The organism is Solibacillus sp. FSL K6-1126 (genome assembly GCF_038003445.1).
Taxonomy (GTDB): domain Bacteria; phylum Bacillota; class Bacilli; order Bacillales_A; family Planococcaceae; genus Solibacillus; species Solibacillus silvestris.
The window spans coordinates 2,675,779-2,694,393 of record NZ_JBBOPD010000001.1; the positions used below are offsets into that span (position 1 = coordinate 2,675,779).

The 18,615-nt window shown below is 38.8% G+C and carries 21 protein-coding genes and 1 other annotated feature; of the genes, 5 read left to right on the plus strand and 16 right to left on the minus strand.

Annotated elements, in window-relative coordinates; genetic code table 11:
- Positions 1-31: 31 nt before the first annotated feature.
- From MHH44_RS13290 to rpmG, 4 genes are all read right to left on the minus strand, one after another.
- The gene (locus MHH44_RS13290) at positions 32-1,933 is read right to left on the minus strand and encodes an LTA synthase family protein (RefSeq protein WP_008408518.1); all 1,902 of its coding nucleotides are present in this window, start codon (positions 1,931-1,933) and stop codon (positions 32-34) included.
- 313 nt (positions 1,934-2,246) lie between these two features.
- Positions 2,247-2,447, minus strand: a complete 201-nt coding sequence (locus MHH44_RS13295; protein ID WP_008408519.1) for a YqgQ family protein — start codon at positions 2,445-2,447, stop codon at positions 2,247-2,249.
- A gap of 17 nt (positions 2,448-2,464) precedes the next feature.
- Positions 2,465-3,028, minus strand: coding sequence for a 5-formyltetrahydrofolate cyclo-ligase (locus MHH44_RS13300; RefSeq protein WP_008408520.1), 564 nt, complete (start codon positions 3,026-3,028; stop codon positions 2,465-2,467).
- A gap of 143 nt (positions 3,029-3,171) precedes the next feature.
- Positions 3,172-3,321, minus strand: coding sequence for a 50S ribosomal protein L33 (gene rpmG / locus MHH44_RS13305; protein ID WP_008408521.1), 150 nt, complete (start codon positions 3,319-3,321; stop codon positions 3,172-3,174).
- 224 nt (positions 3,322-3,545) lie between these two features.
- Between rpmG and MHH44_RS13310 the strand changes: the two genes are divergently transcribed.
- The 3 genes from MHH44_RS13310 to MHH44_RS13320 all read left to right on the plus strand — a co-directional run bounded on the left by MHH44_RS13310 (position 3,546) and on the right by MHH44_RS13320 (position 5,774).
- Entirely contained in the window at positions 3,546-4,010 is a 465-nt protein-coding gene (locus tag MHH44_RS13310; RefSeq protein ID WP_008408522.1) for a hypothetical protein, read from the plus strand.
- Positions 4,007-4,495 (plus strand): hypothetical protein, encoded by a 489-nt coding sequence (locus MHH44_RS13315; RefSeq protein WP_008408524.1) that lies wholly within the window; start codon positions 4,007-4,009, stop codon positions 4,493-4,495. The genes MHH44_RS13310 and MHH44_RS13315 overlap by 4 nt, the downstream gene beginning before the upstream one ends.
- A gap of 73 nt (positions 4,496-4,568) precedes the next feature.
- Positions 4,569-5,774, plus strand: a complete 1,206-nt coding sequence (locus tag MHH44_RS13320) for an MFS transporter (protein WP_340798826.1) — start codon at positions 4,569-4,571, stop codon at positions 5,772-5,774.
- A 19-nt stretch (positions 5,775-5,793) separates the two neighbouring features.
- On the opposite strand, the gene MHH44_RS13325 is transcribed toward MHH44_RS13320, so the two are convergent.
- Positions 5,794-6,645 carry a DegV family protein gene (locus MHH44_RS13325; RefSeq protein ID WP_008408526.1) on the minus strand — a complete coding sequence of 284 codons (852 nt, stop codon included), beginning with the start codon at positions 6,643-6,645 and terminating at the stop codon, positions 5,794-5,796.
- Positions 6,646-6,884: 239 nt separating this feature from the next.
- On the opposite strand from MHH44_RS13325, the gene MHH44_RS13330 reads away from it, so the two are divergent.
- Positions 6,885-7,355: a glutathione peroxidase gene (locus MHH44_RS13330; RefSeq protein WP_008408528.1), complete on the plus strand. Its 471-nt coding sequence runs from the start codon at positions 6,885-6,887 to the stop codon at positions 7,353-7,355.
- A gap of 56 nt (positions 7,356-7,411) precedes the next feature.
- On the opposite strand, the gene MHH44_RS13335 is transcribed toward MHH44_RS13330, so the two are convergent.
- The 11 genes from MHH44_RS13335 to cymR all read right to left on the minus strand — a co-directional run bounded on the left by MHH44_RS13335 (position 7,412) and on the right by cymR (position 17,163).
- Positions 7,412-8,275 (minus strand): hypothetical protein, encoded by an 864-nt coding sequence (locus MHH44_RS13335; RefSeq protein ID WP_008408529.1) that lies wholly within the window; start codon positions 8,273-8,275, stop codon positions 7,412-7,414.
- Positions 8,265-8,759, minus strand: a complete 495-nt coding sequence (locus tag MHH44_RS13340) for an RNA polymerase sigma factor (RefSeq protein WP_008408530.1) — start codon at positions 8,757-8,759, stop codon at positions 8,265-8,267. Before MHH44_RS13340 ends, MHH44_RS13335 begins: the two co-directional genes overlap by 11 nt.
- 108 nt (positions 8,760-8,867) lie before the next feature.
- A complete protein-coding gene (locus MHH44_RS13345; RefSeq protein WP_008408531.1) occupies positions 8,868-9,239 on the minus strand; it encodes a DUF5071 domain-containing protein in 372 nt (123 codons plus the stop codon).
- A complete protein-coding gene (locus MHH44_RS13350) occupies positions 9,236-9,817 on the minus strand; it encodes an anthranilate synthase component II (RefSeq protein ID WP_008408532.1) in 582 nt (193 codons plus the stop codon). The genes MHH44_RS13345 and MHH44_RS13350 overlap by 4 nt, the downstream gene beginning before the upstream one ends.
- A complete protein-coding gene (gene trpE, locus MHH44_RS13355; protein WP_340798827.1) occupies positions 9,814-11,202 on the minus strand; it encodes an anthranilate synthase component I in 1,389 nt (462 codons plus the stop codon). Before trpE ends, MHH44_RS13350 begins: the two co-directional genes overlap by 4 nt.
- A 54-nt stretch (positions 11,203-11,256) precedes the next feature.
- Positions 11,257-11,458 (minus strand) — a binding site (T-box leader).
- 50 nt (positions 11,459-11,508) lie between these two features.
- Positions 11,509-12,876 carry a hypothetical protein gene (locus MHH44_RS13360; protein WP_340798828.1) on the minus strand — a complete coding sequence of 456 codons (1,368 nt, stop codon included), beginning with the start codon at positions 12,874-12,876 and terminating at the stop codon, positions 11,509-11,511.
- Positions 12,873-13,514, minus strand: coding sequence for a hypothetical protein (locus MHH44_RS13365; RefSeq protein ID WP_008408535.1), 642 nt, complete (start codon positions 13,512-13,514; stop codon positions 12,873-12,875). Before MHH44_RS13365 ends, MHH44_RS13360 begins: the two co-directional genes overlap by 4 nt.
- 158 nt (positions 13,515-13,672) lie before the next feature.
- Positions 13,673-14,338 (minus strand): tetratricopeptide repeat protein, encoded by a 666-nt coding sequence (locus MHH44_RS13370; protein ID WP_008408536.1) that lies wholly within the window; start codon positions 14,336-14,338, stop codon positions 13,673-13,675.
- Positions 14,339-14,395: 57 nt separating this feature from the next.
- The gene (gene mnmA / locus MHH44_RS13375; protein ID WP_340798829.1) at positions 14,396-15,514 is read right to left on the minus strand and encodes a tRNA 2-thiouridine(34) synthase MnmA; all 1,119 of its coding nucleotides are present in this window, start codon (positions 15,512-15,514) and stop codon (positions 14,396-14,398) included.
- 59 nt (positions 15,515-15,573) lie between these two features.
- Complete coding sequence (locus MHH44_RS13380; RefSeq protein ID WP_340798830.1) at positions 15,574-16,719, minus strand: cysteine desulfurase family protein; 1,146 nt, start codon at positions 16,717-16,719, stop codon at positions 15,574-15,576.
- A 24-nt stretch (positions 16,720-16,743) separates the two neighbouring features.
- Positions 16,744-17,163 carry a cysteine metabolism transcriptional regulator CymR gene (gene cymR / locus MHH44_RS13385; RefSeq protein WP_008408540.1) on the minus strand — a complete coding sequence of 140 codons (420 nt, stop codon included), beginning with the start codon at positions 17,161-17,163 and terminating at the stop codon, positions 16,744-16,746.
- A gap of 133 nt (positions 17,164-17,296) precedes the next feature.
- Here cymR and MHH44_RS13390 point away from each other — a divergent pair, with 133 nt between their 5' ends.
- A complete protein-coding gene (locus MHH44_RS13390; protein WP_340798831.1) occupies positions 17,297-18,577 on the plus strand; it encodes a replication-associated recombination protein A in 1,281 nt (426 codons plus the stop codon).
- Positions 18,578-18,615: the final 38 nt, after the last annotated feature.

Below are 18,615 nucleotides of genomic sequence, written 5' to 3' on the forward strand. Positions count from 1 at the left end.
CTGCTCCCGAATTTCTCCGGGGCAGCTTTCATTATTTATAATTCGTATCAATCAGCAGATTTCCTGTTTCTGTATCATAGAAACGCAACAGGTCACCATTAATAATTTGATCCGAGTATTCTAATTCTTGCGTTGCACGATCAATAAATGGCTGACACGCTTCCGTATCAATTGCTTCTCCCGACTCCCGGTCGTAGCATACTTCACCTGCATATACATATTTATCTGTTACAAAGCGACCATCACGGAAGATAACGAAATCCTCATGCTCTTCTGAGAACAGGTCAGCACCTAATTGCATATCTTTTGAAGTCTCGATACCTAACAGGTGCAGTAATGTAGGACGAATATCTAGCTGACCCGCTACATTATCCATCACTTGTCCATCATTCGAACCAGGGATGTGAATATATAATGGGACAGCCTGTAAAAGTGCACTGTCATATGGTGTAATTTCTTCTTTGTTTAAATATTTTGCCATTGCTTTATTATGGTTTTCGGAAATCCCATAGTGGTCTCCGTACATCACAATAATTGAATTTTCATATAAGCCCTGTTCCTTTAAATCATCAAAGAATTCCTTCACCGATTCATCCAAGTAGCGAACTGTTTGGAAATAACGATTTAAAGTTCCTGAATTTGAATCGTATTCCGGAATCATTATATCTTCCGGATCCAAATAGAACGGATAGTGGTTTGTTAATGTAATTAAACGGCTGTAAAACGGCTGTGGCATTTCTTTCATCAATGCTGCAGATTGTTCAAAGAAAGGAATATCCTTTAATCCCCAGTTTACAGATGTTTCCTCTGTTACATTGTAAGATTCGAGATCATAAAACTGATCTAGTTTGAATGATTTGTAAATCATGTCACGATTCCAGAATGATTTATTGTTCGCATGCATAACATTTGTAAAATACCCATTCTCCCCTAATCGCTCTGCAAAGGAATTATACGTATTTTCACCATGTGTAAAGAATACTGCCCCTCGACCTAAACCATACAATGAGTTTTCGAAAATAAACTCAGAATCCGAAGTTTTCCCTAATCCCGTTTGGTGGTAAAAGTCGCTGAAGTAATACGTATCCTTATCGTTTGTTAATGAATTCAGGAAAGGTGTCACCACTTCCCCATTCATTTCTTCGTTAATAACAAAAGACTGCAATGATTCCAGTGAAACGGCAATTACATTTCGGCCTTCATACTTGCCGAACATTTCAACATTAGGTTCCGCCTGGTTAGCACGAACATAGTTGCTTACTTCAACAAGCTCACTCCCGTCAGCCAATGCACGCTGGGCTGACGATTTCGACTGAACATAAACATCGTATAGATGATAGTTGTACGTTCCGATATTTTTCACTAACAGTTCACGATCAAATGCTCGTGTCAATAATTGCGGACGTTCTGTTTCAGCTAAGCCTAAGTTTAAAAACAAAATAGCTGCCGTCATGACAAAGTAAGCTTTACGCGCATCTTTACGTATAGGCAGTAACTGCTCATCCGCTTTCGGTAAAAACTTCACAGCAATAATAATCAGTAAAACATCGACAAAGTAAAATATGTCCATCCAGCTAATAATAGCTGCTGCTGATGTTCCCAACTCTCCAAAATTGCTCGTTTGGAACAAAACAGGCAATGTTACAAAGTCATTATAGAAACGGTAAAAGGCAACATTTCCGTATACTACGAAGGACAGTAAAATACTACTGCCAACAATATAGCGATTTCGTGCTTTTTGTGATTTCAAGAACAATGACAATCCATAGAAGAACAATAAGAAGCTTAATGGATTGATAATCAAAATTAACAATTGCATTGCATTTTCTATCTTCATATCAAAGCTAGTTTCATAAACAATTACAGTTTTAATCCAGGTTGCTATTACGGCAATCGCTAATATCGAATGTTTAGGCCATTTAAAATCTTTCATATCCTATACATCCTCTCTTTACATATTCGATTTTTTTTAAATACATTGTTTTATTTGTGTAAATTCCTTATTCAAACAAAATCTATGTTAAAGCTTTTCAAACAAATCCGCAACATTATTTCGTTTAAACAGATTACATTCATAAAATAGCACTATTATTTAGTACGTATTAACTTCGAAAAGGTTTCGTTAAATATGAAAACAGCGATTTATTCCCGCTGTAACACTCAGGGTATGTTCATCAAAAAGTCCAAAACCCTAAGTAAACAAGTAACCCTTTATCCGACCTTTACTATTATACGTTAAATTCCAGTTATTTTCCTGCTTTAAGCCTTTGCTCTTCTTGGCGCAAGATTAACAAGGCCATTTGAAAATCTTTCGTCTCGATAAATTTAGATTTATATAATTCCTTAATTTCGTCTTCCATTAAGTACAAATCTCCAATACGGTCCTTTGTATAAATGTAAATGCCGTATTGTTTTAAGATGCCAAGCACATCCAACATTGACTTCATTCTCGTTCCCCCACCATTTATTCGCAGATTATGCGATTTTTGTCTGTAAGTAGTATATGTACCGGAAGATCATGTGATTCTCTCGGTATTTCGTTCAACAGTTGCTCCTCAAACGCCAACGATATCCGCATCCCTTTAAACCCGACTAAATAGCGGTCATAATAGCCCCCGCCAAATCCAATACGGTACCCATGACGATCGAATACTACCCCTGGTACAATCATTACATCAATTTGTTCTTTTTCGACCAGTTCCGTTCGTTCAGGTATCGGTTCTAATATATTTTTATAAGCTCGTTCGGTTTCATCAAAACTGTTAATTTTGTAAAACTGCATCGAGCGATCTTTAGGATTACATTTCGGAACTGCAATATATTTATTTAATTTCCATAATTCCTCAATAATAAACGTCGTATCCACTTCCGGCTGGTTTGATAATGTAATGGCGATAATATTTGCTTTTTGAATAGATGGTTCTTGTACTAATTGCTGAGCAATTTCCAATGAACGTTCACGATATGCCTGATCGTTCATTTTGGACAATTTTTCCTGCACTTTTATACGATAGTCTCTTTTCTCCAAACAAATCCCTACTTTCAATAAAGCTGTTTTAAGTTAAACATTACTATCATAAATCAATTTTGTTGAATCATCATAGTAAAATTTAAGAGGGTAGCAAGTAAAAAGCCAAAACCAACGAGTGGTTTTGGCTAAATGAGCGATTATTACTTTGTTTCACGGTGAAGAGTGTACTTCTTCTCGCGAGAGCAATATTTTTTAAGTTCAAGACGCTCTGGATTGTTACGCTTGTTCTTTTTTGAAATGTAGTTACGTTCGCCGCAGTCTGTGCAAGCTAAAGTAATGTTTACGCGCATCATTAACCCTCCCACTCTAAATTAAGAATAAATTTATTTGAGCATGATTTATACGACTTACCTATTATAACACACTGTTTCAAAAAATCTAGTATGATTTCTTAATAAGTTTTACTATGTTAAAATAAAGGGAATCTGCAGTAGGAAAACACATTTCCTATTATAAAAATTGCTTGTTTCCTGTCTAAACTAAGAAATAGATTAAATGAAATGGAGGATTTCATATGGGACTTTCTTCAATATTAATGATTGCCGGTATTGCTGTCATTATTATATCCCTATTATTTAAAGATAAATCAGCACGTGTTGAAAAAGATGTAGAAGATTTATCAATCAATATTTATCAAGAAACGAATGCTTTAAAACGACGCGTAAAAGCATTGGAAGAGGAACTGCTTGTAGAACCTAATTTTCAAGTAAGAAAACCTTCTTCTGTCCAACAAAACTCAGAGCAGCAAGCAGCGTTTTCATCTTTCCAGCAAGTGGCAGCACAAGTAAAAGCGGCTCAAAGCAATGGAACGGCTCCTAAAGTTAATCCGTCAAAAAGCACGAAGCCTATTAACGGCATTCTAGTTAGCCAAGTGCTCGCTCTCAATAGTCAAGGTCTATCGATCGAGGAGATCAGTAAACGCTCCACATTATCACATGCTCAAATCCATTCGATTATAGCAAATGGAGGTCAACAATGAAATCATCGTTGCGAGCATTTGGTATCGGTCTTTTTGTGGCAGGTGCGTGCATGGCATTGTTTGACCAGCTCTCTTCTGATTCCAATGAGAAAGAGATCGCCGTTTATGAGAAGCAAGTAAAAGACTATGAAAAACAAATTGCTGAACTTTCAAAACAGTTAAAGGAGCAAAATCCGGTATCCGCCGATCCATCAAAAGTGGACAAGCAAACAAATAGTGCAACCGCTGAGAACACTTCTGTTACAAAAAAAGAAACTGATTCAGGTGTTGTTGAAGCGACAATTTATATTTATGAAAATGTTTCAATTTATACAATTGGCCAGCAGGCAGAAGACTTAGGCATTGTAGCAAATGGTCGTGAACTTGAACTTTATTTGTCAAAACCGGAATTTGCACGTTCTATTCAAAAAGGTGCATTTGATCTCCGCTCTGATATGACAATCGAGGAAATTGCCCAAGTGTTAACAGGGCAACCGACCGAATAACTACAAATCGTATCATACAATTCTTCTTCCAAACTATCGATTATTCAAAAGTATTCATGATTGAAGGGATTATATGGACTATATAAAAAAAGGAACAAAAGCTTTTACGATGACCAATATCGCGTTATTTGCTGCAGGTTTTATCACTTTTGCCAACCTATATATTACGCAGCCGTTAATGCCGCAGTTTTCCAATGATTACAATGTATCCCCTGCAGTAGCCAGTTTATCCTTATCTGCTGCAACATCCGTACTGGCATTTAGTCTGTTACTGTTCGGTTCATTGTCGGAAGCTTGGGGGCGAAAAAAATTGATGACCGCTTCGATTTTTGCGGCATCCTTTTTAACACTCGCTTTAGCATTTGCTCCCAATTTTGAGACGATTCTCGCATTGCGTATGATTCAAGGTTTTGTATTTGCCGGGGTTCCTGCCATTGGGATGGCTTATTTAGGAGAAGAAATGGATCCTTCCAGCTTAGGCGTGGCAATGGGTCTTTACATAAGTGGAAATGCGATTGGAGGTTTATCGGGGCGTATAATAATCGGGACGATGAGTGATTTGTTCAGCTGGCAGATGGGGGTGATTGTGCTTGGGGTTTTAAGCATTATCATCAGCTGCTACTTCGTATGGGCACTACCCGAATCGAAACACTTTACTCCACGCCCATTACAATTCCGATTGCTGACTAAAACACTATTCCAGCATATAAAAGATAGAAGGCTTATTTTATTGTTCGGGATTGGATTTACTTTAATGGGCAGCTTTGTGACAATGTACAATTATATCGGCTTCAAACTGGTCGAGCCTCCCTATAATCTAAGTATGACATTTGTAAGTTGGCTATTTGTTGTTTATTTAGTCGGTACGTGGAGCTCTACATGGTTTGGAAATTTGTCTGATCAATATGGCCGGCAAAATGTTCTATATAGCGGCATTGTCATTATGTTCGTTGGCGTAATGCTCACTTTTCCTATAAGTTTGCCGTTGAAAGTAGGCGGACTCATTATTTTCACTTTCGGATTTTTTGGCGCCCACTCCATTGCAAGCGGCTGGGTCAGTTTTTTAGCCGAAATCGACAAAGCCCAGGCATCTTCATTATATTTGTTTGCCTATTATATGGGGTCAAGTATCGGGGGGACAGTAGGCGGTATTTTTTGGATGCACTACGGATGGACAGGCATTGTACTTTTCATCGGATCGGCACTCGTCCTTACATTTACTTTTGCAGGCTTCATTCATTACTATCAATCTAAATACGAAAAAATGCAGAGCCCCTAGAAAGTGGCCCTGCATTTTTTTATTCTCGTATCCATGTCAAACCTAATGTTCCTTCACCCGCATGGACACCTACACAGGCAGAAAGCGGTGTTGGAGTAAATTGAATTGATGGAAAAGCCTTCAACAACTCTTTTTTCCACTCGATGGCCCCTGCTTCATTATTACAGTGAATAATTGCTACTTCCTTTACAGGTGACTTTAAAATGGCACGTTCAAGTTTTTCGATGACCACTTTTTTGGCACGATTATCAGCGCGTACTTTTTTCGTTACCTCAACGCCGCCTTCTTTATTGTATTCAATTACGAGTTTAATATTCAGTAAATTACTAAGGAACATGGCCATTCCTGATACACGTCCACTTTTATGCAATTGCTCCAAGCTAGCAGGGATGAAAGCAAGTTCCGCCTTACCACGCATTGCTTCAATTTTCTCAACGATTACTTCTGGTGCATGTCCTTGATTTTCAAGCTCTATCCCGAGAGCCAGCATCACTTGCATTGGATATGAACCAATTTTTGCGTCAATGACATAGCTTTTGAAACCTGCCTGTTCTGCAGCCATTGGAGCACTTGATACTGTTCCTGATAGTTGTTCTGAAGTATGAATGGCAATGGCACAGTCATACCCTTGATCTTTTAGTTTTTCATACAATGCCACATGTTCGCCGAATGCTGGCTGAGATGTTTTCGGATGTTTTGGTGAATTTCTTAATTTATCGTAAAATTCATCGTGCGTCATGTCCACTGTTTCACGAAGAGCACCTTCCTCAAAAACGATGTTCAATGCAAGCACATGAATTGAGTGTTCTTGAATAAAACGTTCTGGTAATAATGCTGCCGTATCTGTAATCCATGCAATTTTTTTGTTCATTGTAAAACTCCCTGATGTAAAATTTTTATGCCAACCAAAAATGTAAGCGCAATCACAATAATGGCACAGTGACACATGTCATATTTGAATAGATAAGTTCGGTGGCCGTCATTATTTCGACAAGAGTCATATTTTATTTTTGTGTTTTGATGATAGCGATTATTTTACATGTGCGCTTTATTTCAAGTACGATAAAATTACAAACCATTATATTAGTAGTTTCGAGGAGGAACGAAAGCATGAATATTTACGATATTCCTGTTAAGACAGAAAAAGGCGAGCAATATGAATTAGATCGATATAAAGGCCAAGTAATGATGATTGTCAACACCGCAAGCAAGTGCGGATTTACAAATCAGTTTACACAGCTGGAAGAATTATACGAAAAATATAAGGAAGAAGGATTTGTCGTACTCGGCTTCCCTTCCGACCAATTTAAACAGGAATTGTCTTCCGGTGAGGAAGCTGCCGAATTTTGCCGCTTGGATTACGGTGTAACGTTCCCGATGCACGAAATGGTAAAAGTGAACGGTACAGAAGCCCATCCATTATTTAAACATTTATCTTCCGAAGCAAAAGGTCTTTTAGGACAATCGGTAAAGTGGAATTTCACGAAGTTTTTAGTCGACCGTGATGGGAATGTCATTAAACGTTATGCACCACAAGATTCACCGACAAAAGCAGAAAACGATATTGCAAAACTACTTTAAGGGTCACTTATATATAATAGAAGAAAGCTGCCGAACATTTTTTTCGGCTGCTCTTTTTAAAATAAGAATTCCTCTTCCTCTGTTAGTTCCAAATACAATGGCATAACGATGAAAAACATCGCCGGGACATAAAAAGCCAGACTTAAAATAGTTAATGAAATCGGTAACCCAAACGAAGAAGAGAAAATAATCGTTGGCGTAGTAAGCATCGATAAGCCCCCAATTATTTGACGGTATTTTTTAGAATAAAACAGTTTTTGTTTACAGGAAGGGCAACGCAATTCCAATTGAAACTTACATACCATTTTTCTCTGCTCTTTTTCAGAATACGAATAACCGCAATGCGGACAGCATACCTTCCGTGTTCTATTGCGGGCAAAGTAAAATAAAAGTACAATTTGCAAAATATTTATAAGCATAAAAATACTAAGTTTCAGCCACTGAATGTCCACTTCATACATCTGAATTAGGCTCCCGATTGCATAGACGATAAACGGTGAGAGAATGATAAGCAAATAGCGCCATCTATAAACTGTTTCACGAAGTTTGCGTATTTTCGGTTTTTGCCATCGCTTCATCGTAAAGAAAACAATTGTGGCAAGCACACCGTTGAGAATTAGCAGTAAACTAATGATGGCCACATGTTTGCCTCTTCTTATAACTTCAGCTGAATGTTCGTTTTCATAACTCTCCGTTACAGGATCTGATGCTTGATTAAGAGGTGAAACGAACGGATCATTCGTCATCAAATATAAGAAAAACAATGCCGTAAATACAAAAATTGGAGCAATCACAATCGTCCAGTTCTTATGACGTTTCGGGCGTTTGGAATGATCGATCATTTGCATTAAATTTATCTTCTGTTGTTCCGTTAATTGCACTCTACTTAATTCTTGCTGCCACTTCTCCTTAATCATCATCCATCACCTCCACGCTTAATTTTGGCTTTAATTTTACTCTTGCCCGCTGCAATCGCGATTTTACAGTCGATACTGCCAACTCTAATAACTCGGCGATTTCAAAAACAGTCATCTCCTCATAATAATAGAGTAATAATACTTCCCGATCTTTAACCGGTAACGAAAGTACAGCAGCGGTTATTTCACCTTGTAATTCCTTCTCGACATAGATTTGTTCTGCACCTTTTTCATATTGCTGAAAAAACTGAGCAATAAAGAACTTCTTATTTTTCCAGCTTCGTAAATAATCATAGCTGCGGTTAATCGTCATTTTCACTAAATATGTTTTAATCGATGCTTTCTGTTCAAACTGATCGGATTTATGATAATAGTTTACAAATACGTCTTGAACAACTTCTTCAGCTGCTAAACGATCCTTTGTATAGATAAAAGCAATGCGGTACAAATAGTCACTGTATGTATCAATTAGCTTCTCAATTTCCACTAGCCGCCCTCCTTTCACCCCTATAGACGGAATTTATTAAAATTTGGACGCATTTCTTTGTGAATTCACTAAAAAAACGCCTAACCAATGAACGATTAGGCGAATCTTTTATGGTTGAAAACTTAATAAAGCTTCTTTTGCGGCTTCAATATTATCTTCAGTAAAAGGTGTTTTCTCCATTGTGGCAATTTGTTCCACAGCATTTGCCAAAACGAGCTTCGAATAAAATGGCAGCCTCGGTACAATCGCCACAAGACACCAGTAAATCCACATATCATCATCTCCAAGCAGCACCTCTTCAACAAGTGGTGTTAGTTCATTGGGATAATGAAGCAGCAGTTCTACCATTGGCTCGGCGATCGGCCAGTTCATATCTTGCACCCATTCAAGCAGCTGCGGCAATAATGGAATGACCGACTCTACTTCCATTGTCCCCAGTTTCTCTACTGCTGCAATATCATGTTTATCTTTTGGAATCATGCTAATACTTCTACCTTCTTTAAGAACATGCTAATCATATCCTTACCAAGTTCTGTTCCGATTGACTCAGGGTGGAATTGCAGTCCATATACCGGATATTGCTTATGTTGAATGGCCATTATTTCCCCATCATCTGCGCTTGTAGCGACAATGCGGAAATCTTCGTGCAATGTTTGTTTTTCAATGATTAGCGAATGATATCGCATCACTTCTACTTCTCGTTCAAATTGTGCAAACAAACCCGTTTTTTCAAACTGCAGCAGGCTCGTTTTCCCATGCATAATATTTTTGGCACGGCTCACCGTTGCACCAAACGCTTCGCCAATCGATTGATGGCCGAGGCAGATTCCCAATATCGGAATCTCTTTGTAAAGATCGCGGATCATTTCAATGACAATCCCTGCGTCTCTCGGTTCCCCGGGTCCTGGAGAAATAACTATTGCTTTCGGCTGCAATGCGCGGATTTCCTCAACCGTGATGGCATCATTTCGAATAATTTTTATGTCTTCTCCAAACTGTGCAATTTGGTGATACAGATTATACGTAAATGAATCGTAATTATCAATCAGTAAAATCATTTCCGCACCTCCAGCAATGCTTTTGCTTTATTTAACGTTTCTTCATATTCCAATTCAGGGACAGAATCATAAACAATCCCTGCACCTGCCTGAACATAGGCTTTCTCATCTTTTATTATCATTGTGCGGATTGCAAGGGCTAAATCCATATCCCCCGAAGTCGATAAATATCCAATAGCACCCGCATAAATTCCGCGCTTTCTCTTTTCCAGCTCATTAATAATTTGCATCGCTCGAATTTTCGGCGCACCTGATACAGTACCTGCAGGCAGGCTTGATGCAATGACATCGACTAAGTGGGCATCGTCCCGTAATTTACCTGTTACTTCAGAAACGATATGCATCACATATTTATATTTTTCTATTTCCATATATTTTGTAACAGCTACTGTTCCAACCTGCGCTACCCGGCCAACATCATTTCGTCCTAAATCAACAAGCATTTTATGCTCGGCTATTTCCTTTTCGTCTTGCAGCAATGCATTTGCGATTGCATCATCTTCCTGTGCATTTTGTCCACGTGGCTTTGTACCGGCAATTGGATTTGTTGTGACAAGCCCTTTTTGAACTTTCACGAGACTTTCCGGTGATGTGCCAAGAACCGTATAATCCCCAAATTCCATAAAGAACATATACGGCGAGGCATTTGACGTCCGTAGTTTGCGGTAAAGCGTCAATGCATTTTCACGGTAATCAGCTTCAAACGTTTGTGACAAAACAACTTGGAAAATGTCACCTTTACGTATATGCTGCTTTGCAGTTTCAACCATTTCAATAAAGCGTTCTTTTTTAATTGTCGGTGCGAACTGTACATCGATTTCTGCTGTGTGCTTATATGATACAGATGACATCATCATTCGTTCGATATCATCCACTTTTTGTTGCATGAAATCCATCGAATGCCCCACCTGAAACAGATCCATTGCTACAATGGATACTTGCTGTAACAGATGATCGATGACGATGAATGTTTCATAAAAATAAACATGAACATCCGGCATATTGTATACATCGCCTACAATTTCCCCAATTTGTTCAAAATGATATGCTGTTTCATAGCCAAAATAACCGATTGCCCCGCCAAAAAAGGCGAATGGAGCTTCTTTATTTTGAATTGGCAATAGCTCCCTCAACAAAGTTAATACTGGTTTCTGCTCTGCCGTCAGCTCCTGATTATGGATAGAATAAGAACCCGATTCCGCATTCCCTTTCAGTTCACCAACGGGATTAAAGGCGATGAAGGAATAGCGCCCGTTTTGCTTAAATTTTGCATTGGATTCGAATAATACTTTTTTCGTTCCAACTATCGATTCAAAAATCGAAATAGGCGTGTACGTATCGCCATTTACCTGCTTCATTACATACTTATCTGTCTTTACTGCCATACTCATCTCTCCTCAGCTTTTCTTTTTTGTGAACACAAAAAGGCCCTTTCGTATTTAAAGGACGAAAGAGCCGTGGTGCCACCTTTATTGACTAAATTAATTAGTCCACTCAAAACTCGTAACGTGAGCGCTACGGCACAGCATTTCCTCTGTGCAGCTAGAAAGTCCATTCATAAAGTACGTTTACCGACTTCCACCAACCGTCAGCTCTCTATAAAACGCTGCTTTACTACTCTTTTTTCATCATCGCTTTTACTATACTTGCTATTGTATCGTTTCAGCCTGAGTTTTACAAACTATTTTAAATTAACTGTAAATATATAGTTGCCCATGTGATTTTGCATAGTACAGACTCGCATCGGCAAAGGCGGCTAATTGTTCATACGATAATTCTTCTTGTGGAAGTTGATCTGAATGGATAAATCCAAAATGAATCGGAATTTCTACGACTCCTGTTGTCGAATGAACAACATTCATTCGAAGTTTCTCCTCCAGTTTCATCAACAATTTAAAAAAGTCCGCTTCGGAAATATTTTGGATAAAGGCTTCCCCTGTATTTTTTGTTAATACATTCACTTTTGCATTATGTTCAAAAATATTCGAATAAATTGATTCAAATAATGTAAATAACAACTGCTCTGTGAATAAACTGCCGAACAACTCTTCAATTTTGTCCGTTATAAAGCACCAATGAATACAGTAAAGCGCCTCATTATTTGTAAGTGCCTGTTTTACATATTGGATCGTACTCTCTTTTGAAACAACATGAGGATATTTGATTTTAAGCGCGGTCGTTTCTTCTTCAAAAAATAAATCATCATGTATATTCCGTATTTTGCGTATATTTTCCGGCTCTCTTTTGTTCGTTTCAATCAGCTGCTGCATTTCCTCCCTATATCGGAAATGCTTCATTAGGCCAAAACGCTCCAGATACCTTTCAACTACCGACAATAATACAAAGTTACGCTGTTTTTCCAACTGTAAAAAAGCCTGCTCAAATAATTTCAGACTTTCTTGTCTTTGCCCAGAATTATAGTTTAAAATCGCTTCCGCAAAAAGCAGACTTCCCTCATAGTAAGGATGTTTACCTGTGAGCTGTTGTAAAATGCCATGCTTTATCCGATTAAATTCCACGTCATTATTTGTTGATGCATAATAATAGAGTGCTCCAAAATAACCTCGGACGATCGTCGCATTGATTGAAGTTAGTTTTTGTTTATAAAATTCCGCCAAACGAATGGCGATCGTTGCTTTTTCCGAGTCATTTATATAACGGTACTGTGCCGCCAAATTGAAGTAGTTGATAACGACAAGTTCATCATTCTGTAAAAAGTGGGCATATTCAAGCGATTTTTTTGCTGCTTCAATTGATTCATCATGATGTTTTGTAAAGATATGTTCGAGACTGTATAAGTAGTAGTAGATCATCTTATTCTCACTGTTTCCATATGTTAAGCAAAGCTTTTCATAATCATCCATGACCGCGTGAAAATTTCGATAGCTGCCTATTTCAAAATATGCTGAGGCCAAATATTCATAACATAGAAGAGCTTCATCATATCTCTTTTCTTCGAGAGTAGTCGGCAATGTAATTGTGCTAAACTGAATCACTTCCATATATTTCAGCTCTATAAATGAATTACGTAAATGTTCGATTTGGTTTAAAATTTTCATGATACTCGCCCACCCCAATCATTTATCAATCCAAATACAGCTTCATAAATTTCACTTGCCTCATCAATTGCTTGTTCAAATATAAGTTTGAGTGGCTGTTCATGTTCCTCCATAATTTCCTGCAATTCTTTTACTACCGTACTTTGCAATAACGCCAGTTGTTTCGGGTAATTTTCAACTTCTATATATTTCGAATCATAGTAAGGTCGTAAACTTTTATCTTTGAATTCTCTAAGGGCTAGAAAGTTTATCGCAATTTCTTCATTTTTCTTCATTTTCTCTAAAACAAACTGATCGAGTTTCAAATAAATATATATCGCACAGATAAATGCCAGTTTATCGTTCTCATATAACGCAAGCTGAATATAACGTTTTATTTGAAAGTTTTTAATTCTATCTAGTAAATAATTCCGCATTGGATAAATCATAATGTTTTCGGGATGAGCAATACGGTCAGCCTCTTCTGTATTCAGTAAATACCAAATATCAAATATTATGATAGAACGCTGGTATGAATCCTCACTGAAAGGTAGTATTAACGTGAACAAGTCAAGTTCATCTATCAATTGTTGAAATTGGCACATTTTTTCATCAGAAATTAAAAACATGCAATCTGCTACATCTATTTTAGCGTCCATGTAAAATATCCCACCTCAAATAACTGTCAGTTTCATCCATCATATCATAAACTTATAGCTGTGAAGTATTTCATTTCGTTATCATTTTATTAAAAAAAGTGATGTGCTGGAAACTTCTTTTCCAGCACATCACTTTTCATCTTTTCGGGAGAAAATGTTTAGTTCGAACGTTGGCAAATCATATCATATAAATACTTAGCTTGTTCAAATTCAGGCTGCAATGTAAAAGCCTGTTTCAAATGATACTTTGCTTTATCGGTATCTGTTGTAGCTACCGCGTATAATACACCTAAATTATAATGCGCATCTGCATTATTCCAGTCTTCTTCAATAACAAATTCCAGCTCCGGCTTCGCAAAATCGAACATTTCCAAAGAGCAGAGCAAAATGCCGTATGCTAAACGAATTTGCAGATCTTTCGGCGCAAGCTCTGCCGCACGCTGCATAAATGGCAGGGCCAACTTGAATTGCTGTTCCCGCTCAAAAGATTTAGCCAGCATGTAATAGGCATCTGCCCCTTCGATTCCGTAATCGATCGATTTTTGATATAGTTTTGCTGCTTCTGTATAGCGCTCAGCTTCGTAGTATAAATTCGCCAATCCGTAATACGCTGTAGCAGCTTTTTCGTCTACTGTAATCGCCTTTTGGAAAAAACGCTCAGCTCGTTCAATATCCCCCATTGCCGCAAGCAATGTACCGAAGTTCACATAGCCGATTGCATCGTTCGGCTGTGCTTCAATTGCCTGTGTAAAAGCTTGTGCAGCTTCTTCATAACGCTTTTCCTGGAATGCTTTAATCCCGATTTCATTATAGTTTGTATCCATTATGTCACCTCTATAAATATGTATAGACGCTCATTTTTAATGAACGTCTATCGTCTATTACCCTACATATGTTAATTTTTTACTATTTTTAAATACACCATCGATTGTACCGCCACCTAGGCATTCTTCACCATCATATAATACAACCGCTTGTCCCGGTGTAATCGCTCGAACCGGTTCGGCAAATTCAATATAAGCTGTACCGTCTTCACGCATAGTCACGGTTACCGGCGAGTCTTCCTGACGATAGCGGAATTTAGCCGTGCAATTAAATGTGCCCGTTTTCGCTTCACCTGTAAAGCTCATTTTTACCGCCGTCAATGCATCCGAATACAATGCATCGTGATGGAAACCTTGGCCAACATATAATACGTTACGTGTTAGATCTTTACCGACAACAAACCAAGGTTCGCCGTCTCCGCCGATCCCTAGGCCGTGACGTTGCCCTAATGTATAGTACATTAAGCCGTCGTGCGTACCTTTTACCTCACCATCAAATGTTTCCATATTGCCCGGCTGCGCAGGTAGATACTGGCTTAAAAATTCTTTGAAATTACGTTCACCGATGAAACAGATCCCAGTTGAATCTTTTTTCTTCGCTGTTGCCAAACCTGCTTCTTCCGCAATTTTACGGACTTCAGGCTTCGGTAAATGACCAATTGGGAACATGACCTTTTCAAGCTGTTCTGAAGTTAACTGATTCAGGAAATACGTTTGGTCTTTATTATTATCAATGCCGCGAAGCATTTTTACACCATTCTCATCATGCGCTACACGTGCATAGTGGCCTGTCGCTAAATAGTCCGCACCAAGTGCCAGTGCATGCTCCAGGAAGGCTTTGAATTTAATTTCTTTGTTGCACATCACATCAGGATTCGGTGTACGGCCTGCTTTATATTCTTCCAGGAAGTACGTAAACACTTTATCCCAATACTGTTTTTCAAAGTTAACTGCATAATACGGAATGCCGATTTGGTTGCATACTGCGATGACATCATCATAATCTTCTGTCGCTGTACATACACCGAATTCATCTGTATCATCCCAGTTTTTCATGAAAATACCGATTACATCATAGCCTTGCTGTTTTAATAAATAAGCGGCTACTGATGAATCAACGCCTCCACTCATTCCAATAACTACTCGAATTTGAGATGGATCTCTTGTTTCTACCATTTACTATTCACCTTTTCTTAGACAAATCGCGTAAAAGGCGCGAAGTCTTTCTTATAAATTTACGAAGTTAGACGTTTCACAATTTCAGCAGTACGCTTACCCGCTTCTCGCACTAACTCATCTGTTAATCCTAACCCAAAACTGAAACGAATGGAACTACGAAGCTCAGGAGCGTTCTGTCCATACATTGCAACAAGTACATGGGACGGATCAATCGAACCTGCTGTACAAGCAGAACCGCTAGATACGAGTACGCCGGCCATATCCAAATTGATTAAAAATGATTCAACATCCGTCCCGGGGAAAGTCACATTCAATACATGCGGTAAAACGCTCGTTTGATGACCATTCAGATGAAAATCAATATTCGCCTGCTGGAACTGTTCGATTAAAATATTTTTGAAACCATTATACTGCTCCATACGCTGTTGTGCAGACTGTCCTGCTAACTCGGCAGCTTTTGCAAAAGCGATCACAGCCGGGACATTTTCGGTACCTGCACGGCGTTTTTTCTCCTGTGAGCCACCATAAAGGATATTTGTCAGTTTGACTCCTGTTTTTGCATATAAAAAGCCGATTCCTTTAGGACCGTTAATTTTATGCGCCGAAACACTTAGTAAGTCAACGTGGAGTGCTTCAACATCCATTTTTTCCAGTCCAAATGCTTGTACAGCATCTGTATGAAATGTTGCGGTATGTTCTTTTACTATCGCACCAATTTCTGCGATAGGCTGGATTGTGCCGACTTCATTGTTACCATACATAATCGTCACTAAAATCGTATCATCACGTAAAGCCTCTTTTACCTGTTCAGCGCGGATACGTCCCGTTTGATCAACTGGTAAATACGTCACCGTGAAACCTTCTTTTTCAAGCTTTTCACACGCATGTAAAACGGCATGGTGTTCAATTGCTGTTGTGATAATATGTTTACCTTCTTTTTGGCGCGCATACGCTGTTCCAAAGATGGCCATATTATCGGCTTCTGTTCCTCCGCTTGTAAAAATAATTTCAGAGGGCTTCGCATTTAATTTGGCTGCCAAACTAGCCCGAGATTCATCCAGTGCTTTACGTGCACTGCGTCCAACTGTATGAATACTTGATGCATTACCGCTTTCCTCTGCCATTGCACGTGCCATTACATCAATTACTTCCGATGCAATTGGCGAAGTAGCGGCATGATCAAGATAAATTGAATTTTTCAAACTAACTAACTCCTTTAAATAACACTAAATGTAAAACATGTAACCGTCAGATACTTCATTATTCGTATATTTTGCCAAATCATCAATCGTCGTTGTATCCAATACATTTTTCACTGCATCCCGAATACGCATCCACAGTTCACGCTGTGGCGCTTCCTCGTTTTCAATTCCTTCAACCGGCTGGATCGGGCCTTCCAATACGCGGATGACATCAGCAGCCGAAATTTCATTAGGTTTATGTGCCAACATATAGCCGCCGTATGCACCACGAACACTTTTTACTAGACCTGCATTGCGGAGTGGAGACACTAATTGCTCTAAATACGCTTCAGATAAATCTTTATCCGCAGCAATTTGTCGCAACGGAATCGGTCCTTCACCATAATGCTTTGCCAATTCAATCATAATCGTTAAACCGTAACGCCCTTTAGTCGATATTTTCATCGTTACACCTCTTATTTTCTAGTCCTATAATATTATTCATTATAACACAACTCCTTTTAAACCACTCGGAAATACTTTATGATAATTAACAATAACCAATTTATTTAACTGAAAAGAAAAGGAGCGAAAAATTATGCAAAATGAACCGCTCGCCTATAAAATGAGACCTCGTACAATTCATGAAATTGTCGGTCAACAGCATATTATTGGATCAGCAACACCATTGTTTAGAATGATCGAAAAAGGACATGTACCTTCGATGTTGCTATACGGACCTCCGGGAGTAGGAAAAACATCGATTGCCAACGCCATTGCCGGGAGTTCGAAAATTCCGTTCTTTGCATTGAACGCAACACATGCTGGGAAGAAAGATATTGAGCAAATCGTGATGGACGCGCGTATGAGCGGTAAAGTCCTCTTATTTTTAGATGAAATCCACCGCTTCAACAAACTTCAGCAAGATACATTGCTGCCGCATGTGGAAAACGGTTCAATCGTCTTAATCGGGGCAACAACGGAAAACCCGTTCCATGATGTAAACCCTGCCATCCGTTCGCGCTGCGGGGAAATATTACAATTGGAACGCTTAACAGGCGATGATATCATTCAACTACTCAATCAGGCATTGGCAGATAAAGAACGTGGACTTGGACATTTAGAAATTGAAATAACCGAACAGCAAATCGAAAAAATTGCCAATGCTTCCAACGGAGATGCCAGAAAAGCATTAACCCTTTTGGAATCGGTCTATTATGCTTCAGATGAAAAAGACGGAGTAACTATTATCGACGATAATGCGATCGACGCACTTGCAAAACGAATTGGGGTTTTTGGGGATAAAGGGGGCTCTCATTTCTATAACTTATTGTCTGCCCTTCAAAAATCGGTACGAGGCAGCGATCCAAATGCTGCGCTCTATTATTTGGCTCATTTACTCGAAAATGGGGACTTAGTTGCAGTATGTCGAAGACTGCTCGTCATGGCCTATGAAGATATCGGACTTGCGAATCCTAGTGTCGGAGCACATGTGCAGGCAGCGACGGAAGCTGCCGTGAAACTCGGGTTACCGGAAGCACGCATACCACTTGCAACCGCTGTCGTTGAAATGTGTTTATCGGACAAATCGAATTCAGCCTATAAAGCATTGGATTCAGCAATTGCAGCAATTCATGAAGGGAAAACCGGTGATATACCGAACCATCTAAAAGATGCTCATTATGCGGGTGCGGCAGAACTCGGTCATGTCGGTTACAAATACCCTCACGATTCCCCTCTTGGAACATTTGGCGGCTGGGTGCAACAGCAATATTTGCCGGATGAATTGGCAGGTACCGAATTTTATAAGCCCGTCATAGCAGGTGAAGAAAAAAGAATGGCCGCTATATATGAGAAGCTAAAATCCTTTAAGAAATAAAAAACAATTTATAACGAATACAAAAAGAGTCATTTTCA